Annotated in this window: 27 protein-coding genes; 9 read left to right on the forward strand and 18 right to left on the reverse strand. The window is 71.3% G+C overall.

Annotation, left to right across the window (positions count from 1 at the left end):
• Nucleotides 1-339 precede the first annotated feature (339 nt).
• Entirely contained in the window at nucleotides 340-2,259 is a 1,920-nt protein-coding gene (locus H4687_RS25115; RefSeq protein ID WP_046913258.1) for an NAD(P)-binding protein, read from the forward strand.
• A 37-nt stretch (nucleotides 2,260-2,296) separates the two neighbouring features.
• Here H4687_RS25115 and H4687_RS25120 read toward each other — a convergent pair whose 3' ends face one another.
• Nucleotides 2,297-3,451 (reverse strand): GTP-binding protein, encoded by a 1,155-nt coding sequence (locus tag H4687_RS25120; protein ID WP_046913244.1) that lies wholly within the window; start codon nucleotides 3,449-3,451, stop codon nucleotides 2,297-2,299.
• A gap of 10 nt (nucleotides 3,452-3,461) precedes the next feature.
• Nucleotides 3,462-3,632, reverse strand: a complete 171-nt coding sequence (gene rpmF / locus H4687_RS25125; RefSeq protein ID WP_046913243.1) for a 50S ribosomal protein L32 — start codon at nucleotides 3,630-3,632, stop codon at nucleotides 3,462-3,464.
• A 206-nt stretch (nucleotides 3,633-3,838) separates the two neighbouring features.
• Between rpmF and H4687_RS25130 the strand changes: the two genes are divergently transcribed.
• Nucleotides 3,839-4,828 carry a permease gene (locus tag H4687_RS25130; RefSeq protein WP_046913242.1) on the forward strand — a complete coding sequence of 330 codons (990 nt, stop codon included), beginning with the start codon at nucleotides 3,839-3,841 and terminating at the stop codon, nucleotides 4,826-4,828.
• Nucleotides 4,825-5,541 carry a TIGR03943 family putative permease subunit gene (locus H4687_RS25135; protein ID WP_046913241.1) on the forward strand — a complete coding sequence of 239 codons (717 nt, stop codon included), beginning with the start codon at nucleotides 4,825-4,827 and terminating at the stop codon, nucleotides 5,539-5,541. Before H4687_RS25130 ends, H4687_RS25135 begins: the two co-directional genes overlap by 4 nt.
• A gap of 207 nt (nucleotides 5,542-5,748) precedes the next feature.
• On the opposite strand, the gene H4687_RS25140 is transcribed toward H4687_RS25135, so the two are convergent.
• Entirely contained in the window at nucleotides 5,749-9,897 is a 4,149-nt protein-coding gene (locus H4687_RS25140; RefSeq protein ID WP_046913240.1) for a WD40 repeat domain-containing protein, read from the reverse strand.
• Between the two features lie 662 nt (nucleotides 9,898-10,559).
• Here H4687_RS25140 and H4687_RS25145 point away from each other — a divergent pair.
• Nucleotides 10,560-11,585 (forward strand): hypothetical protein, encoded by a 1,026-nt coding sequence (locus tag H4687_RS25145; RefSeq protein ID WP_046913655.1) that lies wholly within the window; start codon nucleotides 10,560-10,562, stop codon nucleotides 11,583-11,585.
• Nucleotides 11,586-11,619: 34 nt separating this feature from the next.
• Here the strand turns inward: H4687_RS25145 and H4687_RS25150 are convergent, their stop codons facing one another.
• Nucleotides 11,620-12,909: a transcriptional regulator gene (locus H4687_RS25150; RefSeq protein ID WP_046913656.1), complete on the reverse strand. Its 1,290-nt coding sequence runs from the start codon at nucleotides 12,907-12,909 to the stop codon at nucleotides 11,620-11,622.
• 1,042 nt (nucleotides 12,910-13,951) lie between these two features.
• On the opposite strand from H4687_RS25150, the gene H4687_RS48110 reads away from it, so the two are divergent.
• Entirely contained in the window at nucleotides 13,952-14,188 is a 237-nt protein-coding gene (locus H4687_RS48110; RefSeq protein ID WP_050399494.1) for a helix-turn-helix domain-containing protein, read from the forward strand.
• A 107-nt stretch (nucleotides 14,189-14,295) separates the two neighbouring features.
• Here the strand turns inward: H4687_RS48110 and H4687_RS25160 are convergent, their stop codons facing one another.
• Nucleotides 14,296-14,478 carry a hypothetical protein gene (locus H4687_RS25160; protein ID WP_046913657.1) on the reverse strand — a complete coding sequence of 61 codons (183 nt, stop codon included), beginning with the start codon at nucleotides 14,476-14,478 and terminating at the stop codon, nucleotides 14,296-14,298.
• The gene (locus H4687_RS25165) at nucleotides 14,475-14,981 is read right to left on the reverse strand and encodes a hypothetical protein (protein WP_050399495.1); all 507 of its coding nucleotides are present in this window, start codon (nucleotides 14,979-14,981) and stop codon (nucleotides 14,475-14,477) included. Before H4687_RS25165 ends, H4687_RS25160 begins: the two co-directional genes overlap by 4 nt.
• A 108-nt stretch (nucleotides 14,982-15,089) precedes the next feature.
• Here H4687_RS25165 and H4687_RS25170 point away from each other — a divergent pair, with 108 nt between their 5' ends.
• The 4 genes from H4687_RS25170 to H4687_RS25185 all read left to right on the forward strand — a co-directional run bounded on the left by H4687_RS25170 (nucleotide 15,090) and on the right by H4687_RS25185 (nucleotide 17,365).
• Nucleotides 15,090-16,304, forward strand: a complete 1,215-nt coding sequence (locus tag H4687_RS25170) for a helix-turn-helix domain-containing protein (RefSeq protein ID WP_046913664.1) — start codon at nucleotides 15,090-15,092, stop codon at nucleotides 16,302-16,304.
• A complete protein-coding gene (locus H4687_RS25175) occupies nucleotides 16,301-16,846 on the forward strand; it encodes a flavoprotein (RefSeq protein WP_046913658.1) in 546 nt (181 codons plus the stop codon). The genes H4687_RS25170 and H4687_RS25175 overlap by 4 nt, the downstream gene beginning before the upstream one ends.
• A gap of 54 nt (nucleotides 16,847-16,900) precedes the next feature.
• A complete protein-coding gene (locus tag H4687_RS25180) occupies nucleotides 16,901-17,098 on the forward strand; it encodes a hypothetical protein (protein WP_046913659.1) in 198 nt (65 codons plus the stop codon).
• A 63-nt stretch (nucleotides 17,099-17,161) separates the two neighbouring features.
• Complete coding sequence (locus H4687_RS25185) at nucleotides 17,162-17,365, forward strand: hypothetical protein (protein WP_046913660.1); 204 nt, start codon at nucleotides 17,162-17,164, stop codon at nucleotides 17,363-17,365.
• 18 nt (nucleotides 17,366-17,383) lie between these two features.
• Here the strand turns inward: H4687_RS25185 and H4687_RS25190 are convergent, their stop codons facing one another.
• The 12 genes from H4687_RS25190 to H4687_RS25245 form a co-directional block, all read right to left on the reverse strand.
• Nucleotides 17,384-17,551 carry a hypothetical protein gene (locus H4687_RS25190; RefSeq protein ID WP_159026081.1) on the reverse strand — a complete coding sequence of 56 codons (168 nt, stop codon included), beginning with the start codon at nucleotides 17,549-17,551 and terminating at the stop codon, nucleotides 17,384-17,386.
• Between the two features lie 108 nt (nucleotides 17,552-17,659).
• Nucleotides 17,660-18,829 carry a Fic family protein gene (locus tag H4687_RS25195; protein WP_046913661.1) on the reverse strand — a complete coding sequence of 390 codons (1,170 nt, stop codon included), beginning with the start codon at nucleotides 18,827-18,829 and terminating at the stop codon, nucleotides 17,660-17,662.
• A gap of 194 nt (nucleotides 18,830-19,023) precedes the next feature.
• Nucleotides 19,024-19,731, reverse strand: a complete 708-nt coding sequence (locus H4687_RS25200) for a collagen-like protein (RefSeq protein WP_050399496.1) — start codon at nucleotides 19,729-19,731, stop codon at nucleotides 19,024-19,026.
• On the reverse strand, nucleotides 19,728-20,036 hold the full coding sequence (locus H4687_RS25205; protein ID WP_046914935.1) for a hypothetical protein: 309 nt from the start codon (nucleotides 20,034-20,036) through the stop codon (nucleotides 19,728-19,730). Before H4687_RS25205 ends, H4687_RS25200 begins: the two co-directional genes overlap by 4 nt.
• Nucleotides 20,037-20,045: 9 nt before the next feature.
• Complete coding sequence (locus H4687_RS25210; protein WP_046914934.1) at nucleotides 20,046-20,294, reverse strand: holin; 249 nt, start codon at nucleotides 20,292-20,294, stop codon at nucleotides 20,046-20,048.
• 196 nt (nucleotides 20,295-20,490) lie between these two features.
• Nucleotides 20,491-21,264 (reverse strand): peptidoglycan recognition protein family protein, encoded by a 774-nt coding sequence (locus tag H4687_RS25215; RefSeq protein WP_192781716.1) that lies wholly within the window; start codon nucleotides 21,262-21,264, stop codon nucleotides 20,491-20,493.
• The gene (locus H4687_RS25220; protein WP_046914933.1) at nucleotides 21,264-21,506 is read right to left on the reverse strand and encodes a hypothetical protein; all 243 of its coding nucleotides are present in this window, start codon (nucleotides 21,504-21,506) and stop codon (nucleotides 21,264-21,266) included. The genes H4687_RS25215 and H4687_RS25220 overlap by 1 nt, the downstream gene beginning before the upstream one ends.
• 73 nt (nucleotides 21,507-21,579) lie before the next feature.
• Nucleotides 21,580-22,092: a hypothetical protein gene (locus H4687_RS25225; RefSeq protein ID WP_046914932.1), complete on the reverse strand. Its 513-nt coding sequence runs from the start codon at nucleotides 22,090-22,092 to the stop codon at nucleotides 21,580-21,582.
• A 65-nt stretch (nucleotides 22,093-22,157) separates the two neighbouring features.
• Nucleotides 22,158-22,355 carry a hypothetical protein gene (locus H4687_RS25230; RefSeq protein WP_046914931.1) on the reverse strand — a complete coding sequence of 66 codons (198 nt, stop codon included), beginning with the start codon at nucleotides 22,353-22,355 and terminating at the stop codon, nucleotides 22,158-22,160.
• A 10-nt stretch (nucleotides 22,356-22,365) separates the two neighbouring features.
• Nucleotides 22,366-22,902 carry a hypothetical protein gene (locus H4687_RS25235; protein WP_046914930.1) on the reverse strand — a complete coding sequence of 179 codons (537 nt, stop codon included), beginning with the start codon at nucleotides 22,900-22,902 and terminating at the stop codon, nucleotides 22,366-22,368.
• On the reverse strand, nucleotides 22,899-23,333 hold the full coding sequence (locus H4687_RS25240; RefSeq protein WP_159026138.1) for a hypothetical protein: 435 nt from the start codon (nucleotides 23,331-23,333) through the stop codon (nucleotides 22,899-22,901). The genes H4687_RS25235 and H4687_RS25240 overlap by 4 nt, the downstream gene beginning before the upstream one ends.
• An 8-nt stretch (nucleotides 23,334-23,341) precedes the next feature.
• Nucleotides 23,342-25,819, reverse strand: a complete 2,478-nt coding sequence (locus tag H4687_RS25245) for a LamG-like jellyroll fold domain-containing protein (RefSeq protein ID WP_046914928.1) — start codon at nucleotides 25,817-25,819, stop codon at nucleotides 23,342-23,344.
• Nucleotides 25,820-25,822 lie beyond the last annotated feature (3 nt).

Raw genomic sequence — 25,822 nt, forward strand, 5'->3', positions numbered from 1 at the left:
ACGGATTTCCACCCGCCGTCGCACTCACACCGCCAACTGTGATCCGGATCACTGAGGAACGGGTCGTGTGCATGGGGCAGTCTTCTGGTCGTGGGGACCCCTTCGCAGCACAACAGCCGTACCGGGCCGGACGGACAGGCAGGTCCGGCCGACCCGTCCGACCCGTCCGACCCGGCGGTGACCACCGGCCGGGCCGCGACGACGGCCGGTGCGGGTGTGTCGCCCGGCCAGGGCAGGCCGTCCGCTCCGGGCACGCCGCCGGGCCCGCCCGGTGCGGGCCGGCAACTCGCCCCGGGCGGGAGCGCGCGGGGCCGGACGGCCGCCGGCTCGGGCGCGCACATGGTCGTCTGCGGGGACGACGGGCTGGCCCACCGGCTGGCCGCCGAACTGCGGACCGTGTACGGGGAACAGGTGACGCTCGTCGTGCCGCCCACCGCGCGGATCGCGCGGCGGCCGGTCGTCGGGCGGGCCCGGACCGCCGCCGCGTTCCTCGACCGGATGACGGCGGCGGTCAACCGGGCCACGGGCGCCGCCGATCCGACGGCCGCCGACCGCACCGCCGAGGCCCGCGCCCGCGACGGCGGCGAACACGTCCTGGAGGCGGGCGAGGCCACCGAGGCCGTGCTCGCCGAGGCCGGGGTGGAGCGGGCCGCCGCGCTGGCGCTCGTCTACGACGACGACGAGACCAACATCCGCGCGGCCCTCACCGCCCGGCGCCTCAACCCCCGCCTGCGGCTGGTCCTGCGGCTCTACAACCGCCGCCTGGGGCAGTACATCGAGGAACTGCTCGACCAGGCCTCGGCGTTGGCGGCGGGCGGCGGCGAGGCCGACGGGGTCGACGGGTTCGGCGCCTCCACGACCGTCCTCTCCGACGCCGACACCGCCGCCCCCGCGCTGGCCGCGACCGCCGTCGCCGGGACCAGCAAGGTCGTACAGACGGACGGGCTGATGCTGCGGGCCGTGGAACGCCCGCCCGGCCGCGGCGGCCAGAGCCCGGGCGGCCTCTGCACGCTCGCCCTTCTGTCGGCCACCACCAACGACCCGGCCGGAACCGAGGGTTCCGAGGGCAGCGGGGCACGCGGCCCCCAACTCCTGCCCGACGAGAGGGCGGTGGCGGAGGCGACGGGACGCGGAACCGTCGTGCTCGACACCGTGCGTTACGCGGGACCCGCGCTGCCGCCCGGCCGGGCGGGCGGCGGGCCGCTCGGGGCCTTCGGGCCGCTGCTCTCGCGGCGGCTGCGGTTGTCCCTGGCCGGCATGATCGCGTGCGTCTTCGCGCTCGCCGTCGCACAGATGGTGATCACCGGGGAGCATCCGCTCCAGGCGACGTACGCGACCCTTCTCGATCTCTTCGGGATCGCCGACCCGGCGACCGACCAGAGCGACTCCCGCCAGATCCTGCAACTCCTGTCCGGCCTCATGGGTTTACTCCTGCTGCCCGTGCTCCTGGCCGCCGTCCTGGAGGCCCTCGGCACCTTCCGCAGCGGCACCGCCCTGCGCAAGCCGCCGCGCGGCCTCTCCGGGCACGTCGTCCTCCTCGGCCTCGGCAAGATCGGCACCCGCGTCCTGGCCCGCCTGCGCGAGCTGCACATCCCGGTCGTGTGCGTCGAGGAGGACCCGGAGGCGCGCGGGCTCGCGGAGGCCCGACGCCTGCGGGTGCCGGTGATCCTCGGCGACGTGACCCAGGAGGGCGTCCTGGAGGCCGCCAAGATCCACCGCGCGCACGCCCTCCTCGCCGTGACCAGCTCCGACACGACGAACCTCGAAGCCGGCCTGTACGCCCGTTCCGTACGCCCCGACCTGCGTGTCGTCCTGCGCCTCTACGACGACGACTTCGCCACCGCCGTCTACCGCACCCTGCGCGCCGCCCACCCGGGTGCTCTCACCCGCAGCCGCAGCGTCTCCCACCTCGCCGCGCCCGCCTTCGCCGGAGCGATGATGGGCCGCCAGATCCTGGGCGCGATCCCGGTGGAACGCCGCGTCCTCCTCTTCGCCGCCGTCGAGGTCCGCGGCCACCCCCGCCTGGAGGGCCGGACCATGGCGGAGGCCTTCCGGGCGGGCGCCTGGCGCGTACTGGCCCTCGACACGGCCGCCCCCGGGGAGCCGGGCACCGAACGAACGCCGGGCGCGGCCGGATCGGGCCTGGTCTGGGACCTCCCGCCCACGTACGTCCTCCGGGCCGAGGACCGTGTGGTGCTGGCGGCGACGCGGCGGGGGCTGGCGGAGTTGCTGGGAAGGCGGGCGGGAGTGGGGGCGTAGGTTCTTGGGCCGTCGGTCGGGTGCGGGAAGCCCCCACTCACCCGCAGACGACCCCGTGCGCGTCCCCCACGTCCCACGCCGGAAACGGATCGTCGAAGCCGAGCCCGGACAGAATCTCGCGCTCCGTCATCACGCACCCGGCGAGAGCCGACCGCAGCGCATCCCCCCGCAACCCCGTCCCGATGAACACCAACTCCTGCGCGAACGGGGCCTCTTCGTCCTGCGCCGCAGTCGGTTCGAAACGGGCCACCGACCCCGCCTGGGACCACAACCCGATGACCCCCGGCCGCCCGGCGAGCGTGAAGAACCCCTTGGACCGCAGCACCTGCCCGAACGCACCGCTGTCGAGCCCCTCGGTCACGAAGTCCCACAACCGCCCGGGATGGAAGGGCCGTTCGGCGCGGAAGACCGTCGACGAGATGCCGTACTCCTCGGTCTCCGGCACATGGTCCCCGTTCAGCTCCCGCACCCACCCCGGCGCCTGCTGCGCCCGTTCGAGGTCGAACGCCCCCGTGCCGAGCACCTCCGCGACCCGCACCCGGCCATGGCCGGCCGGCACGATCCGCGCGGCCGGATTGAGCCGGGCCAGCGTCGCCGCGAGCCGCTCGGCGGCCGCCGCGTGCACGAGGTCGAGCTTGTTCAGGACGATCACATCGGCGAACTCCACCTGGTCCATCAGCAGGTCGCTCACGGTCCGCTCGTCGTCCTCGTACTGGTCGAGCCCCCGCGCCACCAACTCGTCCCCACCCGCCAGCTCCGGCAGGAAGTTCACCGCGTCCACCACCGTGACCATGGTGTCGAGCCGGGCGAGATCCCCGAGCGTGGCCCCGTCGTCGCGTGCGAAGGCGAAGGTCGCGGCGACGGGCATCGGCTCGGAGATCCCCGAACTCTCGATGAGGAGATAGTCGAAACGTCCCTCCCGCGCCAGCCGGTCCACCTCCTCCAGCAGATCGTCGCGCAGGGTGCAGCAGATGCACCCGTTGGTCATCTCGACCAGCCGCTCCTCCGTGCGCGACAGTGCCGCCTCGCCGCCGCGCACGAGGGCGGCGTCGATGTTGACCTCGCTCATGTCGTTGACGATGACCGCCACGCGGAGCCCCTCGCGGTTGGCGAGGACATGGTTGAGCAGGGTGGTCTTGCCCGCCCCGAGGAACCCGGAGAGGACGGTGACGGGCAGCCGTTCGTACGCCATGGCCGTGCCCTCAGCCCTCGGGGTGCAGCAGCCCGCGCTCGTACGCCTTCAGCAGCCGCTGCGGTACGAGGTGGGTGGCGCCGTCGACCGTGAACGGCACGAGCGGCGGCGTGCTCGCCTTCCACTGGGCGCGACGGTGACGGGTGTTGCTGCGGGACATCTTCCGCTTGGGTACGGCCATGGGGTCCTCCTTCACGGGCTTCACAGGTGACGGATCGGACGCTACATGAAAATGGATCCCATTACTAAAAAGGGTCTTCGTGGTCTGCGCCACGGCCCCCGGCGCCCAGGGCCGTGAGCAACCCCGCCGCGGGCGCCGTATGGGAGGAAGCGGACCGAACCGGCCCCGCCCGGCCCAGCCGTTCCCCTACGGAGGTACCGTCCCCCGTGGCCACCACCAAGGAAGAAGCCCAAGCCCCCCAGCGCGGTCGGCATCTCGACCCGCCGCTCGTCCTCACCATGCTGCTGGTCCTGGCGGTCGTGGCGCAGCGCCCGCTGCGTGGTCTGCTGTCCGCGCCCGTGACGCAGAGCTGGATGACGGTCTTCGTGGCGGTGGTCGTGCAGGCCCTGCCGTTCCTGGTCGTCGGAGTGCTGCTCTCGGCGGCCATCGCGGTGTTCGTGCCGGCCTCGTTCTTCGCCCGCGCGCTGCCGAAACGGCCCGCGCTGGCGGTACCGGCGGCGGGCATGGCCGGTGTCGTCCTTCCGGGGTGCGAGTGCGCCTCCGTGCCGGTGGCGGGCGCCCTCGTACGCCGGGGCGTCACACCCGCGGCCGCGCTCGCCTTCCTTCTGTCCGCCCCCGCGATCAACCCGATCGTGCTGACCGCGACCGCCGTGGCCTTCCCGGGCAACCCCGAGATGGTGCTGGCCAGGTTCGTGGCGAGTCTGCTGGTGGCCTGCACCATGGGCTGGCTGTGGCAACGGCTGGGTCGCGGCGAGTGGATGCGCCCGCCGGAGCGGCCGTCCTACGAGGGCCAGAGCAAGGGCGCCGCCTTCTGGGGCTCGGTGCGGCACGACGTGATGCACGCCGGCGGGTTCCTCGTCGTCGGCGCGATGGCGGCGGCCACCCTCAAGGCGGCCGTCCCGGCGAGCTGGCTGAACGCCGCCGCCGACAACCCGGTCGTCGCGATCCTCGCCCTGGCGGTCCTGGCCGTCCTGCTCTCCATCTGCTCCGAGGCGGACGCGTTCGTGGCGGCCTCCCTGACCCAGTTCTCCCTGACCTCCCGGCTGGCCTTCCTGGTCGTCGGCCCGATGATCGACCTGAAACTCTTCGCCATGCAGACCGCCACCTTCGGCCGCGCCTTCGCGCTCCGCTTCGCCCCCGCCACCTTCGCCCTCGCGATCCTGGTGTCGGCCCTCGTCGGGGCGGTGCTCCTGTGAACCGTCAGGCCCAGACCGTCATCCTCTTCCTCACCGGCGGGGCTCTCCTCCACGCGGGCTTCACCGATCTCTACCTCCGCTACGTCAAGGCCGGCCTGCGCCCCCTCCTCATCGGCGCCGGCGTCGTCCTCATGGCCGCCGCCGTCGCCACGGTCCTGTACGAACGCCGGGCCCGGCGCCAGGGCGACGAGCAGCACACCCCTCACGAACCCCGGGTGTCCTGGCTGCTGGTCCTGCCGCTCCTCGCCCTCGTCCTGGTGGCCCCGCCCGCCGCGGGGTCCTACACCGCGATGCGCACCGGCGCCGCACTCCAGCAGCAGCCCTGGGGCTACCCCGCCCTCCCCGCCGACGGCCCCCTCCGGCTGAGCGTCGCCGACTACGCCGGCCGCGCGGTCTACGACAAGGGCCGCGCCCTCTCCGGCCGCACGCTCAAGATCGCCGGGTTCCTCGCGCTCGACGGCTCCGGTCACCCGTATCTCGTCCGCATGGCCCTCAACTGCTGCGCCGCCGACGCCCAGCCGGTCAAGATCGCCCTCACCGGCGAACTCCCGGCCGTCCTCCAGCCCGACACCTGGGTCGAGGTCACCGGCACCTACACGCCGAAGCGGACCAGGGACCCCCTCAACGGCACCGCCGTCCCGTACCTCACCGTCACGGCCACCAGGCCGGTCAAGGCACCCCAGGACCCGTACGACGAGGCCTGGAACGGCTGACGTCGGCGGCACGCGGGCATGAAAGGGCCCGGTCGCTGGCGACGGGGGATGCACCAGCGACCGGGCTATGGCCAAGGCTAACAAGGCTGCTCGTCGGACGGGAGCAGACTGCTCGACTGGGTTGACGAGTTGTGATCGGTATCACGTGGGCGGCGTGCCTGGCCAAACGTTCGTTAGGCATCGAGAACGCGCCGCTCACACGTGTGGTCAGCCACCCCCGCACGGCGGTTCGTACCCCAACCGTGGCAGATACTCCTCCCACTTCTCCCGCGTCAGCACCCCCCGTGTCGTCGAGCAGATGTGCCGTACGGCGTCGTCCACGTCCAGATTCCACAACCGCACGGTGTCGGCGCCGCTGGACACCCCGAGCATGTGACGGTCGGGGCTGAAGGAGAGGAAGTGGCCCGTCCTGGCGTTGGGGCTCATCGACTGACCGATGGGGGAGGCGTCGGCGGGGCTGGTGACATCCCAGAGGCGGACGGTGCTGTCGTTGCCGCCGCTGGCCAGGGTCCGCCCGTCCGGGCTGAAGGTCAGCGACACGATCGCCTCGGTGTGACCGATGAGCGGGGGGCCCAGCCGTGTCACCGCGCGGGGGTCGGAGACGTCCCAGAGCCTGACCTTGTCGTCACCGCCACCACTGGCCAGCGTCCTGCCGTCCGGGCTGTAGACGAGGTCGCTGACCGCGCCGCGGTGGGCGGTGAGGGGGCCGTCGAGCCGGGTGGACCGGGTCGGGTCGGCCACGTTCCACACCCGGATGGTGCCGTCCGCGCTGCCGCTGGCGAGGCTGCGGCCGTCCGGGCTGAAGACGAGAGCGAGGATGTACCCCTTGTGGCCGGTGAGGGGCTTGCCGAGCGGGACGACGTGGGACGGGTCGCGGACGTCCCACAACCGCACGTCGTGGTCGCCGTAGGAGGTGGCCAGGACGCGCCCGTCCGGGCTGTAGGCCTGCGCGTCGGTGTACCGGATACGCAGCGCGAGGGGCGAGCCGCGCAGGACCGGGTGGGCGGGGTCGCCGACGTCCCACAGATACAGCGCCCGGTTCCCGGCGACGATCGAGAGCGTGCGGCCGTCGGGAGAGAACGTCAGGGAGCGGTTGCCGCCGTCCTTGAGGGTGAACGCCTTCCCCAGCAGCACGGGCCGAGCGGGCTCCGCCACGTTCCACAGCCGGATCCGGCCGTCACGCCCGGCGGTGGCCAGCACCTTCCCGTCCGGCCGGAACACCCCGTTGCGCCCGACCATGTCCGAGGTCGGCACCGACCACAGCGGCACCTTGCTGTCACCGCTCCCGGTGGCGAGCGTCCGGCCGTCCGGGCTGAACCCCAGGGCGAACATCTCGCCGCTGGCCCCGGCGAGCGGCTCGCCGACCTGCGACGCGAACGCCGGGTCGGCGACGTTCCACAGGCTCGCCGTGCTGTCCGCGCTGGCGGCGGCGAGGAGCCGGCCGTCGGGACTGAAGGCCACGGACCAGATGGGGCCGGTGTGCCCGGTGAGGGGCGCGCCGAGCGCGTCCGCCCGCCGGGGGTCGGCCACGTCCCAGAGCCGGACCGTGTTGTCCGCGCTGCCACTGGCCAGCGTCCGCCCGTCGGGCCCGAAGGCCAGCGAGTGCACCAGACCCGTATGGCCCCGGAGCACCCTGCCGAAGGCCGCGGGAGCACGCGGATCGGCCACGTCCCAGAGCCGGATCGTGTTGTCGTCGCCCCCGGTCGCCAGCGTCCTCCCGTCCGGACCGAACGCCACGGCGCGCACGGGAGCGCTGTGCCCGGTGAGCGGCGCGCCGAGCGCCCTCGCGCGCGCCGGATCGCTCACATCCCACAGCCGTACGGTCTCGTCCTCGCCGACGGACGCCAGCGTTCTGCCGTCCGGGCTGAACGCGACCAGGAAGATCGTGCCGTCGTGCCCGGTCGGAGGGGCACCCAGTTTCCGGGGAGCGCGGGCATCGGAGATGTCCCACAGCCGGATGGTGCCGTCGTCGCCGGCGCTGGCGAGCGTACGGCCGTCCGGCGCGAAGACCGCGCTGCTCACCCAGCTGCCGTGCCCGGTGAGGGGCTTGCCGAGGGCCTTGGGCCGGGACGCGTCCGCCACGTCCCAGAGCCGTACGGTCCGGTCGTAGCTGGCGGTGGCCAGGTGCCTCCCGTCGGGGCTGAACGAGGTGAGGTAGACGGCGCCGTCGTGGCCGAGGAGCGGGGTGGCCAGGGGCGCGTTGACGATCGAGACCAGCCGGCTGTCGGTGCCCTCGTCGTCGGTCCGCAGTGTGTGCGCCACCAGGTCGAGCTGGGCGGAGAGCGAGGGGTCCGAGTACTGGACGCGATCCGCCTGGGCGACCACCTGTTCGAACACGGCGTCGTCGCGCTGCTGCCACGCGACCACCGCCGAGCCGACGGCCACCAGCGCGAACGCCACCAGCGCGGCCACGGCACTCCGCCTGATCCGGACCGTGCGCCGGCGCAGCCGTACCGAGGCGGCCAGGAACTCCACCGCGCTCCGGGTCAGGTAGGTGCCACCGGCGTCCCCGGCGCCCTCAAGACCCCCGGCGCCCTCAGCACCCCCGGTCCCCCCGGCTTCGGTGGACTTCGCCCAGGTGTGCGCCTGTTCGAGCCGCGAGCCCCGGTAGAGCAGAGCGGAGTCGCGCTCGGAGTCCTCCCAGGCCCGGCCGTCCTCCTCCAGCCGCTGGCGCAGCAGATGGTCGTTGCGCCCCTCGTCGATCCACCCCCGCAACCGGGGCCAGGCGTGCAGCAGCGCCTCGTGGGTGATCTCCACGGTCTCGGCGTCGAGCGTCAGCAGCCGCGCGCGGACCATGGCCTCCAGCGACTCCTCGGTCTTCACCGGGTCCGCCGCCCCGTCCGCGAGCTGCCGTCGCGTGCCCCGACGCCGCGTTGCGTGCGTGTCCTCGTTGAGCCGGACCAGCCGTAGCAACAGCAGCCGCGCGGCCGTACGGGCGGCCGGGTCCAGCCCGGCCCAGGCCCGCTCGGCGGTCGCCGCGACGGCGCCCTGGATACCGCCGGCGGCCCGGTACCCGGCCAGCGTCAGCCGCCCCGCCTTCCGCCGCTGCCATGTGACGAGCAGGGCGTGCGACAGCAGAGGCAGTACGCCGGCGTCGTGCGCCCCGCGCGGCCCGTCCGCGCTCACCTCCCGCACGATCAGCTCCGCGAGCCCTGGTTCGAGCTCCAGCCCCACGGCCTTGGCCGGCCCCGTCACCGCCTCCCGCAGCTCCGCCGCCGTCAACGGCCCCAGCACCATGTGCCGGTGCTGCAACGCGTCCGCCAGCTCCGGATGCCCGAGACACTGCTCGTAGAAGTCCGCGCGCACCCCGAGCACCACGACCGCGGGCGCCGCCCCGCCCGCATCCACACCCGCCTCCCCGGGCGTGCACGCGGCACCGAGCAGGTGGACGAACATCCGCCGATCCGCCTCGTCGGCGGACAGGGTGAAGGTTTCCTCGAACTGGTCGACGATCAGAACCAGCCGGGTGGGAGCGGGTGTGCCGGCCGAGGAGGAGCCCCCACCGCCGATGCCGGACGCTCCCCGCCCCCGCGCCTCCGACGCCCGCGCCAGCGCCGACGCCCGCGCCCCGACAGCCTCCCGCACCGCGTCGGCGAACATCGCCGTACCGGGCTCGTACGCGGCGGACACCACCTGCCCCAACTCCGGTATCCGACGGACCAGCTCACCGACCGGATCGGCGCCCGGCACGAGCCGGAGCACCTCACTCGCCCGTCCGTCGGCACCGTCGAGGGCGCCGCCGCGCACCGCGGGCACGAGCCCGGCATGCAGCAGGGAGGACTTCCCGGCGCCCGAGGCCCCCACGAGTACGACCAGTCCACCGGTACGCTCCGCCGCCCGCAGCTGCTCCACGAGCGCGTCGGTGCTCCGCTCCCGCCCGAAGAACCAACGGGCGTCCTGCTGCCGGTACGAGGCCAGCCCCCGGTACGGGCAGACACCGCCGGGAGGCAGCTCGTCCACGGGCCCGGCCCCGGCTGCGGCGGGCGCGGCGCCCGCACCGGCCGGACGCTCGCCGACGGGATCGGCCAGGGCCCGCTCCCACAGCCGCTGCCACTGGGCCATGTCGTACAGCCCCTTGGACACCGGGACGGTCCGCGCGCGCCGGGCCTCGGGGATCAGGACGTGCAGCACGGCGGCGAGGGCGGCGAACTGCGCGGGCACGTTCCTGGCCCGCCGCCAGTCACTGATCCGCTGGGCGGACACCCGCACGGGCCGCCCGCGTTCGTCGACCCGCTGCAGCCGGACGACCGACTCGGAAACCCTCTTGAGGGGAGGATTGCCCGCTTCCCTGTACAGCAGCGCGAGACGTTCCGCGAAGGCCGTGCGTGCCCCTGAGTCACGACTCAAGGCATCCACCCCTTACCTTCCCCCGGCACTCCGACATCGCTGGGACATCCGGACCGGAAAACTCACTCTACGCACCTGACCTGCGGCAATGCTGAGACCAGCCCCTCAGGCCGCTCCTCCCCGGCGACCCCGAATGGCAGGATCAAGGCCGAGCGGCGACACCGCGCACACGGCCCCCGGCATAGCACCCGCAAAGACGCCCCATCATGCCGCACACCCCCGGACGGCCCCGTCGACGCCCCCGCTCACCCCGACTCGATCCGCGTCCCCGACCCGGATCGACCCCCCGCGCCGTCCGGCACCGGTCCCCACGAGGGGAGGGACCGGTGCCGGACGCGCTGTGCGCTCCCGGGCTCTCCGGCGGGCCGAGACGGCAAGCGGTCGTCTCCGCATCTCAGAACGGCGTCTCAGGCAGTGCCTGTTCGCGCAGCTCGGAGTGGGTGGGACGGTTGCGTCGTCGCGGGTTGGGCGACGGTGATTGCGGTGGGTCCCCGCTGTCTTCGAAGCTGTGGGTGTCGCACCGGCCGGGGTGATCGAGGACTCCGGCAGCGCCTGGTGACGACTCCCGCCCTGTGCCTGTGTACCGGGCATCCGTGTGCCCTGGCGGGGGCGGGAGAGCCGGCGCGACCGGGAGCGACTCATACGGACCACGATGAGAAGGAAGACACGACATGAGCAGGGACAGCAGGGACAGCGGGAACAGCGGGAACAGCGGGAACAGCGGGAACAGCGGGAACAGCGGGAACAGCGGGAACAGCGAGAACAGTGGGAACAGCGGGAACAGCCACGCACGCCGTCGTCCGGGCCGCCGTACGGCCGTCGCCACCGGGCTCGTCCTCGCCCTCGGGTTCGGTGTCTCGACGCAGGCGGTGGCGCAGGCCACCGCCCCCGTCCCCGCCTCCGCCCAGGCATCCGCGAAGGCGTCCGCCCCGGTGCGGTCGATCACTGGCTTCAACGGTGACGCGGTGACCGAGGTCGCCGACTTCTACGGCGCGTACATCGACGCCAAGGACGCCCCCCGGGGCCCGGACAAGGCACTGGCGAAGGCGCTGCGCGCCCACTACCTGACGCCCGCGTTCGCCAGGAAGCTGACGGCCTGGGAGAAGAAGCACAAGGTGGACGGGCTCCTGCGTGCCAAGAACGTCCCGACGCGGTGGAAGGTGAGCGAGGGCCGCAAGGGCCTGGAGGTCGTCGTCACCCTGACCTTCGGCGGCGCCGGGGAATCACCGACGACGAAGACCCGGTTCGTCGTGGAGCGGGATCTGATCGACGGCATCAAGAGCATCCGCACCACGAGCACCGCCCCCGAGAAGACATCCGCCGCGGTGCGGTCGGTCAGTGGCAGGACGGGTGACTCGGTGACCCAGGTCGCCGACTTCTACGGCGCGTACGTCGACGCGACGGAGGCCTACCCGCGCCCGGACAAGGCACTGGCGAAGGCGCTGCGCGCCCACTACCTGACGCCCACCCTCGCCAAGAAGGTGACGGCCTGGGAGAAGAAGCACAGGATGGACGGGGTGCTCCGAGCCCGGAACGTGCCGGTGGACTGGACGGTGACCGGGGACGGCGAAAGCCGTGAGATCGCCGTCACCCACAGCTTCGGCGGTGGGGAGTCGCCGACGACGACCACCCACCTCGCCCTGAAGGCGGACGCGTTCAACGGCATCACCGACATCCGCACCACGAAGGCCCACTGACGACGCATCCGCTCAGCGAGGGTTCGTCGAGGCGTCAGCCACCGCTCTCCGCCGCCAGGTTGGCGGCGGGGATCGGGACCCAGCGACCGGGTGGGTGGGAGACGCGGTCGTACCGGTAGCCCGGCAGCCCCTTGGTACCGGTGGTGCGGAAGGGCCGGCCGTCGTCGTCGATGCGTACCGTGCCGGTACGGCCCTGTGAGGACCAGGCGAGGTTGAGGTACCAGTCGCAGTCGCAGGACTCGTTCAGCGCGGAGACCACCAGGACTTCGGGCTCCTGCAAGGACACCCGGTAGGGGAAGTCGATCGCGGGGATCGCCTTTCCCGCCCCGTCGTCGCCGGGCATCGAACGGGCCTGGGGCCGCTGTGCGTCGAGGTCCACGTCGAAGAAGCGGGGGATGAGGGCGGCGCCGCAGCCCTCGCTCAAGGAGTAGAGGCTGCCCTGGCCGGCGGCGGGGGCGGCGCGGCTGACCACACGCACGTACAGGGCTTCCAGTACGACGGCGGCGGAGCCGCGTCCCTGCACCGTGATCCGCACGGTCGTGGGGCCACCGTGCACCGCCCGCTGGGAGGTGGCCCACGCCGCGATGTCCTCCGGGTGCGGGGGCGGCGGGACCTGTTGCGGAGGCTTGGCGAGGACATAGTCCTCGCCGCACCCGTTGAGTCCGCGCGTGTGTGAGTCGGCCGTCCAGGTCAGAGGGGCCACGTGCGGGGCCGCGCCGGCGCTCGCGCGGTTCGGCTCGCGGTTGCCCTGGTGCGTGGCCGAGGCGGAGGGGGGCCCGTCGGCGGAGGTGGTGAGACCGAGGAGGGCGGAGAGGAGCGAGGCCGCCAGCGTCATCGATCGCCAGGCTCGCCGTCCAGGGCGCCCGCCTTGGAGCCGAGGCGGGGGCAGTGAGGCCGACCCGGGGCGCCGGCCGGCCGGCGAGATCGGCTCGGGAGCCTCCACGACCGACCCGCTGCCGCTCGCAGGAACGGCCGATGCGGCGACATCGCTCACAGGCGGGACCGAGGCCGCCGCGCTCGTGGTGGCGTGGGGCGCTGGTGCCTGCCGGGCAGAGGTCGAGCGTGACCGTTGCCGCGGGGCGGCGGCCAGGATCCACAGGCGGTACAGCTCCATGCGTTCCGCGGGGGAGGCACCGCAGAGCGCGGCGAACCGCTCGATGCCGGCGAAGTCCTGCGGAACCGCCTCTCCGGCGCAGTAGCGGTGCAAGGTGGAGGCGTGCATGCCCAGGGGTCGGGCCAGCGCCGCGTAACTGCGGTCGGTGCGCTCCTTCAGACGCGTCAGGAGCAACGCGAACTCCGCTACGTCGTCGTGGATCGAATCCATGAAATCCGTACTCGTATCCGCTCGTCGGCCCCTGCGGGCCTGTCCCGATGGGGCACGGCACCCACGCGCTTCCCCTTGTCTGCACGTCCATACGCCCGGGACGGTTCCAGCGTTGCAAGGCGTGACCTTGATCACGACCATCCGCAGAACCCCGCCCCGTCCCCGAGACCGGGCCAACCGCCCTCCAGACCGCGCCGAGCGGACCCGTCACCGCCCAGAGGGGCACGCCGACGCACCCCACAACCAGCCGCATCCGCCAGCCAGGCAACCCAACCTGAGGTGACTGCTGACCCCGGTTCTCACCAAGCGCTTCGAACCGCGCCGACGACTCGTCTCTCCACACCTCTCGGCAACGCCAGAGGGCCCTCACCGATCCGGTAAGGGCCCTCTGACCTGATACTTAGCTGTCGGGGTGGCGGGATTTGAACCCACGACCTCTTCGTCCCGAATAGAGAGGGCCGGGAAGGGGGTTCTCGCTCGCCACCCCCTGTGACCTGCGTCGTAACCGGGGTTAATCGCAGGTCAGGGGCTGTTGGTTCAAGGAAACGCGTGGGCCTCTGGACTTCTCGGATACTTCTCCGACACCCCAGAATGACCCCTGGGTGTCGGCGGTCCACACCCAGCTCACACCCGGAATCGCGAGAGGTGCGTGAGAAGTACTCGCCGGCGAGAGCGTAGCAACGAAGAAGCGGCCTCACTGGGTGAGGCCGCTCTTGCCGGGACTGTGAGGGGGCCAACCAACCAGCCCGGCAGACTTCGAGGGGGGTGTGCGCCCCGATCCGAGATCGGGGGTGGCTCCATGTCTAACGCGCTTTCCATAGCTCAGTCATTCACTCGTTCGCGTGAACGAATGTTCTAGTGATGGCACCCTGCGTCGCCCTGCGGCACGGCCATGAAGCCGCAAGGTCGCTGCTCGTGTCACGTGCAGCTCGCGCCCCTGATCCCGTATGCCCCCTGGGTCGCCGTCCATGCTGATCAAGATCGGAAAAAGCCTGTTGTCACCAGGCTGACATATGATCACGCAGCTCAGAGCGTGTGTCGAGTGCTCAGCAATCTGCCCGACGACCCGTGGCTCCTCCAGCAACGCGAGCGCGTAGGCAGGTGCATCCAACAGGCCCGGCTGCATCACAACCTCACCCAGGACGCGGTGTACCTGGCGGTTCCTCTGAACCGCAGCTACTACCAAGACATCGAAGCCGGCCGCGCGAACCCATCCCTGGACACCCTGAACGGAATCGCACGCGCCATCGGCGTACAACTGGCCGATCTGGTGCGGTGAGTCCGCCGCCGCCTCGGGGGACGTAGCGGCGGACTCACCCAGGCCGCCTCCAGCGCGAGGCAGCCACCCACACGCCAGGCGTTTCCGGGCGCCGGCGCGAGGGGGTCTCAGGACCAGCGGATCGGCGGCCGGACGTACGGGTACTGGTGCGGCACCCCGTCCTTCTTGTGGCCGATCGGATGGTTGCAGTGCACGCCGCTCGTGGGATGCGTCTCCCAGCAGTAGCCGTGACCGTTCGGGCCCGCCTTGTACGGCTCACGGGCCGGGCGGGACGAGGTCTGCTTACTCACGGCTGCACCCCCACCGAGTCGTCCGCCGCCACCGCGGCCCGCGCCTGCCGTTCCAGCCGCTGCACCAACTCAGGGCGGCACAGGTCGCCCTCATGCCGCGGAGGCGCCAGCCAGTACGTTCCCGGCGGCGTGACCCGCCGTATGTGAGGGACGCCCATGTAGGTGCCCTCGCCGAGGCAGGGAGCGTCGTCGCCCCCGTCCCAGACGATTCCGGCATGCCACTGGATCAGTGGGTAGTACGGGTGGCCGTGCGAGTACGTGTCGTGGATGACCGCGCCTCCCAGCCGGTCCGGCAGCTCGGCCGCCACCATCGCCGGGTCGCTGGTGCCGAGGGCGGCGTGGACGAGGCGTTCGGGGAGACGTACGACGCTGAACCGGACGCCGAGGGGGAGGAGGGCCACGCCGCGCTCTGCCCATTCGCTCTCAGCCTGCCTGCGTTTGTCGGGCGGGAGGGCTCGGGTCAGCCAGCCCGTGATGTAACCGTCGAGCGTGGCTCTGTCCATGGCTCTGGCCCTTCCGCGAATCCGGTGATCTGTCCCACACCGGGACCGTAGAGCGCGGTACAAAGGAGTGGGGCACGCAAAGTGCGTGGCTTGTACCGGGGGCGCCCAGTGGACACTTCCAACATCGGCCGCCGAATCGCCTATTGGCGCGACGGGCGCGGCTACACCCAGGCCGACTTCGGCCGCCTCATGGGCCAGTCCAAGCGGTGGGTCCAGGATCTCGAAGGCGGTCATCGCCAGCAGGACCCACGACTGTCGGTCCTGATCCGCGCGGCCGACGTACTGCGTGTCCCCTTGGAGCAGCTCTTGTCCGACAGTCCACCCCCTCCACGGCCGGGCAGCGGCCCGCCCGCCGAGGCCCTCGCCGTCATCGATGCCCTGTACGCCGCCGTTGGCGACGACCCCGTGCCCACCCCCACTGCCCTGCGCCGACGGCTTGTCTACTGCTGCGAGGCGTTCCAGGCGTGCCACTACGCCACCCTCGCCCGCGAACTGCCGGCCCTGATCTCCGGCGCCGCCCGGGCCGTACACGCCGCGCCCGCGGGGACCCAGTCCGACGCGCAGGGAACTCTGTCTCGCGTCTACCAGCTGGTCACGTCGTACCTGCATAAGTACGGATCCACCACGGCGATTCAGGCGGCGCTGGCCGCCGACCGCGCCCTGGCCGCAGCCGAACGGTCTGGGGATCCCGTCCAGATAGGGGCCGCAGCGCGACGAGTCACGAAGAGCCTGGTCCACCAGCAGCGGCCCGAAGCAGCCGTAGAGTTCGCGACCACCTCAGCCCGCCGCCTGGAGGCCGGGCTCACGGACCGCGGGCCGCTCGGCCTGTCCACGCTCGGCATGCTGTACCTGTCCGCCGCCCACGCCGCGTCCTCTCAGGAGCGGACCACCGCCCGGGTCCGCGCCGCCACCGCATACGTGGACGAGGCCGACGACGTCGCCGACAGGCAAGGCGGCGACCTGGACGAGGACTACACGATGTTCGGGCCGACCAACGTGGGCCTGCACCGAGTAGACATGCTGGTCCGTTTCGAGGACGGCTGGTCCGCGCTCGAGGCCGCCGACGACCTGGAACCGGAGGACCTCGACGGGCTGAGCCGCGAGCGGCAGGCCGGACACCACATCGCCATGGCACGCGCTTCGCTCTTGACACGCCGTAAAGAAGAAGCTGCGGCAGAGCTGCTGGAGGCCGACCGCCTCGCGCCGGAAGACGTCCGGGGCAGGCCGGACACGGTCAAGTTGGTGAAGGACGTCGTCGGCGTTACGCCCACCCCTAGCGGGGAGTTGCGCGTGCTGGCCGAGCGCTGTGGACTGCGCGCATGACCCGAGTGCTCTACCTCATCGCCTGTGCCGCCGGACCCACCCAGTACGTCGACGAAGGTGTCCGCGCCGCCCAGGCCGACGGCTGGGACGTGTGCCTCATCCTCACCCCGTCGGCAGCCAGCTGGTGGGAGCCGCGCATGGAGGAGCTGGTCGCGCTGACAGGGCACCCGGTGCGGTCGCGGTACAAGCTGCCGTGGGAGTCGGACGCGTTGCCGAAGGCGTCCGCGATACTGGTTGCGCCGATGTCGTGTACAACGCTGAACAAGTGGGGCGCGGGGATCGCGGACACTGTGGCGATCGGTATCCCGTCGGAGGCCGTGCACATGGGCGTACCGGTAGCGGCGGTGCCGTACTTCAACCAGGCCCAGGGCGCGCAGCCGGCGGTAGCGCGGTCGATCGCTGCGCTGAGAGAGCAAGGCGTTCTCGTCCTCGACGGCCCGGAAGGATACACGCCGCACCCTCCCAAGCAAGGGGACCCCAAGGGGTTCCCGTGGGAGCGGGCACTGGCTGGGGTACGACGGGCAGCGGCCTCCTCAGCGTGAGCGGATGAATGTTCCAGCGTGACCGCTGTCGGTCCGGACTCGTACGCTGGCCGTATGCCCACCGACCTCCCGTGCCGTGGTTCCGTGCGGTCCGCGGCAGACCTCAACAACCGGATCCGCACCCTGATGCTCGGGGCCGGCGGCTACCTCCGGCCCCACGAACGCGCCGAGTACGAGCAGCTCGTCACCGCCTGGGCCCTCGCCGACGCAGCCGAACGACGCCCCCACCCCACCTACGCCGAAGCCGCCTGACCGACCGGCCGACAGCCAGCCCCTCAGTCGAAAATCCAACGCCGCCGCTTAGGATCCCCTCCCGTGAGCGACATCGAATACCCGAGCGACCTGATCAACCTCGAGACGACAGCCTGGCAAGAGATCCAGGCCGGCCGCCTCACCCTCACCACCGCCGGTGCCGTCCAGAGCGCCATCACCGCCTTCGCCACCGAGACCGGCCTCGACCGCTACACCGTCGAGATGGGCCTCAAGAAGACCGTCCGGCACACCGCACCAGCAGCCTGACCCACGCCAGGCCTCCGGTCACGAAGGCCCACAGACCGCCTCAGGGCGCCGCGTCGACAGGACGTACTCACGCTCCCCGACCTGGAAAGCCTGACGCGCACGTTCCAGCAGCTCCACATCGTCCTCGCAGCGGCGGTAGATCTGCTTCAGCGCGCGGTCGGCATTCGGGTACGGGCGGTACGACATCAGCGTCTCCTCGGATCAGCTACACGATCACAAACCACAACGCTGTCCCCGGACATGACGAAACGGCCCTCGCCCTCCCGAAGGAGAGCGAGGGCCGCGGGCGTACGGTCAGTCGTCTACGCGTACCGGCAGGAAGGCCCGGAGCTGGTCGGTGTAGGGCATGACCGCCCTGCCGTTCCTGCTCTTGGTGACCAACCTGCGGTTCGCCAGCGCGTTGACATCTCGGGGCACCGTGCGTGATCCCTTGCCCGCGTAGTCGCGTGCCAGACGCGGGGTGAGCTCCGGGATCTCGGCGGTTGGCGTCATGACGCCCCATGGCAGGTCCAGGACCAGGCGGCGCTGGCGCATGCACGCCAGCGTCTCGGACCCATCGAACTGTGCGTGCACGAAGTTCTGCCAGGTGACCATCATCTGCTGCCCCCGGATGGCCTCGATCTGCTCACGCAGGCCGTCAACGAAGCCCTGCAGGCCATACCGGATGAAGCCAGTGATGTCGTACGGCTTGCGGCTGGTCATCGCCAGCTGCCGGTAGTACTCGGTCCGCGTGCGGTTGTAGTGGTCGGACAGCACGTGCGCGGCCACAGTCGGTGCCCCTGCTGCCAACAGCAGCTGGAACTCCATGAGCCGCGCCGTCCGCCCATTGCCATTGCCGAAGGGGTGGATCCAGGCCAGGTAGAGATGAGCCAGGATCGCCGAGATCAGAGCGACCGGCTTACGCAGTGGATCCTCGATCTCGGACAGGCCGTTCAGCCACCCACACAGCTGGTCCAGCAGGTCGTCACACTCGTCCCATGGTGCGCCACGGTAGATGGAGCCCACGAGGACACTGTCCGTGCGCACTTCGCCCGGGACAACCCCCTCCTCAGGAGGCAGGTCTTTCAGGACGATCGCGTTGAACTGTTTGATGCGCTCAGGCGTCAGCGTGAGCGGCCGCCCCTCGACGACATCCTTGATGATGAGGTTGTAGCCCTCGACGATGTTGTCGACCTCCTGCCCCAGGTACTGCTGAGAAGGGGGCAGCACCAGCTCATGCTCGATTCGCTTGTGGACCTCCTCCTCGGACAGGGTGTTGCCCTCGATCTGCGTGGTCGCGTGTACGCCTTTCGTCAGGTACACGAGGTTCAGCTTGCGGGCCACGGCCGGCTGCAGCGGCACGCCTGAGATGTGCTCGCACTTGGAGATGGCCTCGCCCAGCAGCATCCAGCTGACGTGGTCCAGGTCCTTCAGGTTGAGCTGAAACGTGATCCATGGATGCGTGCCTCTGTATGTCCGTCCCATTGACCCCTCCGGCGCCCACAAAGTCCCAGTTCACATCAGGTGTGCTCCTAACATGCCCTGGTTTTTGTCCGTTGTACTGGCAGCGTACAGCGCTGCTAGTGGGCCGCAAGACGACGCCCGGCCAGTTCAGGTAAACCTTCCTACAAACACGGTCGGCCCCGCCCTCCCGTAGGGAGAGCGGGGCCATTGGTTGTTCACGCGAATCGTCGTCGGGGCTCGAGCGCCACCGCGAGTGGCGACTCCGGCTGGGGATCACCCCCGCCGTCCGGTGCACCGTCACGGCGGCACACGAGTGCGTCCTCGTCCCAGGCCGGCGCCTGCAGGCTGTACCCATCCGGGCAGTCAGGACCAGCCGGACCACGCTCGCCCGGCTCCCCCCGCTCACCCTTCTCACCCTGGACACCCGCTGGCCCGGGCTCGCCCTGGACGCCCGGCGGCCCTGCAGGACCGGCCGGCCCCTCGGCACCGGACTCACCCGGCGACCCCGCCTCACCGTCCGCGCCGTCGCGGCCGTTCTGCCCCGGCGACCCCGAGGCCCCCGGCGCACCAGGCTCACCCGGCAGCCCCGCCTCCCCCCGCTGCCCCGGAACCCCTTGGGGACCCGGTATCGGCACCGGCACCCGGGCGCGCGCGGGCAGATCGTTGACCGCTTCGGACGGGTCCGGGGCCACCGGCGTCTCTCCGCCGGCCTTCACCTGCGTACGCAACGCCCGGACATCGGACGCCAGCGTGGACACCGCCTGACCCCGGAGGTCGGCCTCGGCGGCGGCCTCGGTGGCGCGGCTCGCCTGGGCGTCCATCCGCCCCCAGATGATGACGACCGCCCCGGACAGAGCGATCAGCCAGCACAGCAGGGCAAGCGGCCGCCACCTCCGCGCAAGAGCCTGCTCGGTGCGGGTCACGGTTGGCCTCCCAGTTGGACGACGAGGGCGCGGAGCCGGGCGATCTCGGCCTGGTCGGCGGCACGCAGCGCGGACTGCTCGGCCGCGCTGGCGGCCATCGTGCTGATCGTCGTGGTCTGCGTGTTGATCGTGGCGGCCTGCTCGGTGACCTTCTTGTCGAGCCGGTCCCGCTCTTCCTGCAGGTTGTCGGTCAGCGAGCTGTAGCCGGTGAGGGCGTTCTCGCCCTTCTTCCCCAGGTACGTCACCAGGCCACCGACGACCGCGGCAACGCCAACGAGCAGGCTGCCGATGGTGGTGACGTCCAAAGAGACTCCTTACGGAAGGGGGCGCCGGCTGCTGGCGACGACGGTCTCCGTCAGCCCGGGCCCGGTGGTGGTACCGCCGCTCGCGACGATCGCGGTGAGCAGCGCGGCCACAGCCGCCAGCCCGCCGATCGAGAACGCCTGGCCCCAATCGACGTCGATCAGGCCGAGGCCGTCGCCGCCCAGGAGCGCGAGGACGGCTTGGGCAAACGTGCGGACCATCCGCTCGAGGGTGGCCTTCCAGAAGGCTCTGTTCGTCATGCTGTTCCTCTCGTCAGGGCAGGCCAGAGAACGCCTCTGACCTGGGGTGTCATAGGGCGCGTAATAAAATCGCGCGGAAAGTTAAGGTCGGGCCGGGCCGTCTACAGACGGCAGATGCCGGCCATCACGCGGTACAGGTGTCCGGGCCCGAAGCGCAGGCAGCAGCAGCCCGGACACACCAGCCGTACCAACAGCCTCACTTCGCGGGGAGCTTCAGCACCTGGCCGGGCTGCAGCTCGTCCGGGTCGACGTCCGGGTTGAGGTCGGCGATCTCCTGCCACCGCCCGCCCTTGCCCAGCTCGTGCGCCGCGATCCCCCACAGCGTGTCCCCGGAGACCACCGTGTACGACCGCGCCGTACCCGGCGACCAGGACGCCTTGTGCTTCAGCCGCTCCGAGATCCGCGCCTCGACGTCCACCCAGTCCAGACCGCGCGGGTCAACCTTCCCGACCTGCCACTCCAGATGCCGGATCACACTGCGCACCGTCCACCCGTGCTCCCGGCACAGCGCCGCCCCGGTACGGACGATCGCCTCGACCTGCTCCGGGGGCCACGGGTCCCGGCCGTCGCCGAGGTTCTCGCACTCGAAGCCGTAGTAGTGCCGGTTGCCGTCGGTGTTGTTCTCGTTCGCCGTCGGCAGCGCCTTCTCCGCGATGACCGCGCGCAGCACGTCGTCGTCTCCGAGGCCGGCGTGGTTGGCGCGGCCGTAGCCGACGAGATGCACCCGGCCGTCCTTCGTGATGACGCCGTGGCACAGCGGCCCGGGCAGACCCTCGTAACCGTCCCGGCAGATCCGCACGGTCTTGGCGCTGCCGGAGGTCACGGTGTGGTGGATCATCACGCCGTGAACGGGCCCCCACGGGCCGATGCGGTTGCGGTTGTGGTCACGCCAGTCGCCGACCTCGACGACCGTCAGGCCCTCGTTCTTCAGCGCGGCCAGGAACGTGGCTGGCGCCAGAGGCGGCGCCATCAGGAGGCCTCGGCCGGGGTGAAGTCCAGGTAGTACGCCTGGCCCGGCTCGAAGCTCACGGCCGGGTTGTCGACCTGGATGGTGAGGCTTCCGGTCGGAGTGGTCTTGGCGTACCGCTGGTCCTCCGGGGTCTCCGCGTCGTACATGGCCATGAACTCGTAGTTGCGGGTGACCTGATCCTCCTGAGGCCCCCACTTCTTGTGGGTCTCGAAGGTGCAGCGGAACTTAGCGCGGACGGGCATGGGTGCCTCCTGGGCATGCGAAAAGCCCCGGCCAGACGGCGCGGGGCTGAGAGGTGGGGTGGCCATCGGGGAGCTATGCGGGAGGCTCCTCGACGGGGTGGATGACGAGCTTGAACTCGGCGAGGGTGACCGTCTGCGGGCTGGACGCGTTGTGGCGAACCATCAGCCCGAGCGGTACCTGCGGGTCGACGAAGAGGCCCCAGCCCTTGGCGCGGTACTGCCCGCCGGGGGTGGCGACGTGGTCCTCGGTGCACGTGGAGTCGTAGCCGCCTGCCACGTCGAGCGGGTCGCGGACGATGCGGGAGCGGACCTCGGTGTAGCCGCCGGCCTCCCAGTAGACGAGGCCGTGCACGGTGCCCCAGCCGGGGATACCGGCTGGCCAGCCTGGCCACACCAGACCGGAGCGGGGCTGGGTCTGCCAACTGCTGGCCGGGACCCGGTAGGCGTCGGGCTGCAGCGGGTTGTGCATGTTCCACGGGTCGTACGACTCGGTGTCGTACGGGAACCGCAGCAGGTGGTACTGGCCGTCGGCGGGTACGACTTGCGGGACGTCGACCTTGAGAGAGACGACGCGGACGCCAGGCACACAGACCTCCAGGAATGACGAAGGCCCCGGCCTGGTGGCGCGGGGCGGCGGGTGGTGCGGTGTGGTCAGAGGGGGGTCTGCTCGACGTGGTGGCGGGTGGCCGTGACGCCGGTGACGCCGGGCACCGCCGCCAGGCGCTCACTCACGGCGGTGACGATGTCGGCCTCGGAGACGGGCAGGTCACCGCCCGCGAACTGGAAGGTGACGGTGGCGCGGGAGCCGTCGGTGTTGCGGGCCTGCACCTCGACGTAGGGGTATTCCATGGGGTCCCTTCTAGGCTGCGGCTTCGTAGCGGCCCTGATGCCACATCACGTCGTCGGCCGCGAGCGACGCGAACGGGGCGACCGAGTCCCAGAACGGCGCGGCGGCGGTGCCCGGTGTGGCCAGCTGCCGCAGTGATCCGTTGGCGTGGTTCGCTGTGGAGCACTGCCCTGTTCCCTGCTGGTTCAGGGAGGCGGACTCGTCCCGCCATACGACCCACTGCCCGCGGTGCCCGGACCAGGTGGCAGCAGGTGCGGCGGGCAGGGAGAAGTAGTAGTTGGCGGCCGAGCCGCCGTTGCCGTAGGTCGTGGTGCTGCCCATGGTGAGGCGCTGCAGATAGTCGACCGTGCGACCGATCTTCATGTAGCGGGCGACGATCGTGCCGTTGCCGATCGCGGGCGCTGTGCCGGACTCGGCCCCCCAGACGAACGTGCCGGAGTAGTCGGTCCATGCGCCGAAGAAGGTGTTGAACTGGTCGCGGATCTCCTGGTTGAGCAGGGCCGCGGTCACGACCTCGCCCACCACCCAGGTCCGTGGTGCGAATGTCACGGGCTGACCTCCTCGGCGAGCGGGTCGACGGCGTCGGACGGCGGGATCCCCCACGAGACGGGGTCGTCGGGGTGCCACCAGTTCCGCAGGTGCGGCAACTCGTCGGCGACCAGCGCCTCGACGGCGGCCACGTCGTGGGGGAAGACGAGGGCGAGCCAGCCGTAGCCGCACTCGGTGCACGCCATCCGGGGGTCGGCCGGGGTGACGACCTGCGCGGAGCCGCACGGGCAGTCGGCCAACCACCTGTTGTGGTTGATCCGCGCGTACGCCTTCTGCCCGATCACGAACCCGTCGGGCGGGCGGACCCGGCGCTGGACGCGTTCCTCGTACCAGCGGAACACCCGCTCGGCCGGAGCCACCAGCGCCCAGGCGTCCGGGCGCTGAGGGTGGGACGGCAGGTAGAACGTCTCCGCCCGGACCACGGCAATCACATGACCTCCTAGTAGGCGAGGCGGGTCGTCGACCCGAGGACGGAGTACACGGCGTCGTCCAGCACCCACACGCTGTCGGTCGCGCTCTTGCTGGTGTGGAACTGGATCTTGTGGCTGGTGTCCTTGATGACCTCGGTGTAGCCCTCGACGGTCACCCGCATCGACGAGGCCGGCGCCTGCGCGGGCAGGTCGGTGACGGAGAAATAGGAGCCGATGTCCGCGTCGAGGATGTCCAGGTAGGTGGACATCGTGAACGCCTCGACCGGTACCTCCCGCAACTCCGTCGGCGGGTCCGCGTACCGGGACACCAGCCACGCAGCCGCGTCCAGGACGCTCAGGTCGCTGGTCTTCAGAACGTTCAGCTGCTGCGGCTTCTCCCCGTAGACGAGCACGGAGGCCGGGGCCGTCACCCGTTGCGTCGCCCCGCCCGGCCTGCTGGCCTCGACGATGTTGACCATCTTCTGATCATCGTCGGATGCCTCGACCTCGTCGGTGTCGAGGTCCGCGTACGAGATCGTGAACACCTCGGAGGCCGGGCTCGGGTTGTAGCGGATGTCCCGCGACTGCAGAGCCAGCCCGTACCAGTCGCGCTCGGCGAACAGCTTCGCCGCCTCGGTCGCCTCCACCTCCCGCATCCTCACCAGCGCGTTGGACCCGGCCGCTCCCTGGGAGGCGATCGGATCGAACGTGCTGCCCCACACCGTCACGGAGTTCACGCCGCCGTACCGGGCCAGCCGTTCCACGCGCACGTCGGCGTCCTCGCCCGCGAACGCCGTGGTCCCGGCCTCGTAGCGCAGCGCCTCCATGGTCGTGATGTCCGAGGTGCCGGCGTGGGTGACGGCGACGTGGGCGATCTGCCCGCTGAAGAGACGGCTCCCCCGAAAGCCGCCGACGTTCAGGAACCGGATGCCGCTCATGGCCGGGGGGTTGGCCAGCGTGATCGCCGCGAGAGCGCCGTCGACCCGCAGCGACTTGTTGCCGCTGACACCGATCATGTCGAGCATGACGTGATGCCAGGCGCCGTCAGCCACAGCGGCAGTGGAGTTGAACACCGTGAGGGCGGAGCCGGTGTCGGTGTACTCCATGGCCAGGTTGCCGCTGCTGTTCACCGTGAGGACCACCTGGTTGTCCAGGCCCGCGGAGTAGAAGCCGAGGATCGCCCGGCTCACTGTGCTCGTCTTGATCCAGCACTCAAAGATCATCTGATTCGCGCCGGACGCCGCCTCGAACACGGAGCCCAGATCCGCCACCAGATACTTGCCCGCAGACGAGGACGCCGGGGTGAACGTCGGCGCGCCCTCGCCCGTCTCGGGCAGGCCCTCGCCGCCGAACTCCAGCGTGCCGCCGCTGCTGACCTGGGTGAGGGCGAGCGCCCCGCAGCTGCCGCCGGAGATGTCGCCCGCCGCCGTGGAGTCGGCCGGCTCGGACAGCGGGTAGTACGCCGACAGCGTGCCGGGAATCCCGGCGGTGTCCTGGTGAAGGATCTCCTCGGCGTACACCGACCGCAGCGCGGGCGCGGAGCTGAGGCGCTTGAGCATGTCCGAGCAGGTGATGACCACCTTCGAGCCGAGGCCCTTCCACCGCACCGGCCACTCGTTGACCACGCCCCAGAAGCGGGGCCGGATCTCGGCGCCGATCAGGTCCCACTCGATGTAGCCGGACGTGCCGCCGGTGCGGGTGGTGGGGAAGTCGAGGGCGTGCTGCTGCGAGGTGACCCAGGCCGGGGTGGCCAGGGTCCGGCGGGTCGTCCAGATGAACCCGTCCCCGCTGGTCTCCCAGTACACGGTGCCGGCCGACTCCCGTACCCGCAGCCATGCGTGGTCGATCGCCGAGTACGTCAGGTTCGTCGGGGTGCCGTCCGAGAACCCGACCTGGGACATCGCGGCGAGGACTCCGGTGAGGGCGTCGTACCGCCAGCCGATCCGGGTGCCGGACGTGGTGGACAGAACCCACATCGAGGCGGCGCAGTTCGACGAGCCGTTCGCGGCGGGCACGGTCGTGAGCTTGGCCGTGACCTTGCTGGCGGCGAGCGTCCACTGCCGGACGCTGGTGAAGTTGGTGTCGACTCCGGGGGCGATCGTGATCCGCAGCCGGCCCTCGGCGGTCTCCTGCCCGGCGCTGCCGGTGTTCGTCGTCCACAGCGTGGAGTTCACGCGGCCGTCGTCGAAGGTGTCCCCCAGCATGGCCATCGGGTAGGGCGCCGACCCGGACAGGGTCGGCATGACCGCGGCCGAGACGCGGATCGGTGCCAGCTTCCGAACGTAGGGGTAGTACGCCGAGGAGGCGTTGCCGGGGGTGAGCGCCCCGTCCTGGTTGTCCAGGAACAGGGTCGCTGTCCCGACCTGCGTTTCGCTCAGTTCGTCGGACGCACCGCGAGTGATGCTGACGCCCTGGACCTCGTCGACCCGGGTGGTGATGTCCGTCCACGTGATGGTGGTGGGCGCCTGCACCAGGCCGCCCCACCCCATTTCCACCAGCAGCGGCATCCG

The organism is Streptomyces stelliscabiei, from assembly GCF_014873495.1.
GTDB classification, from domain to species: domain Bacteria; phylum Actinomycetota; class Actinomycetes; order Streptomycetales; family Streptomycetaceae; genus Streptomyces; species Streptomyces bottropensis.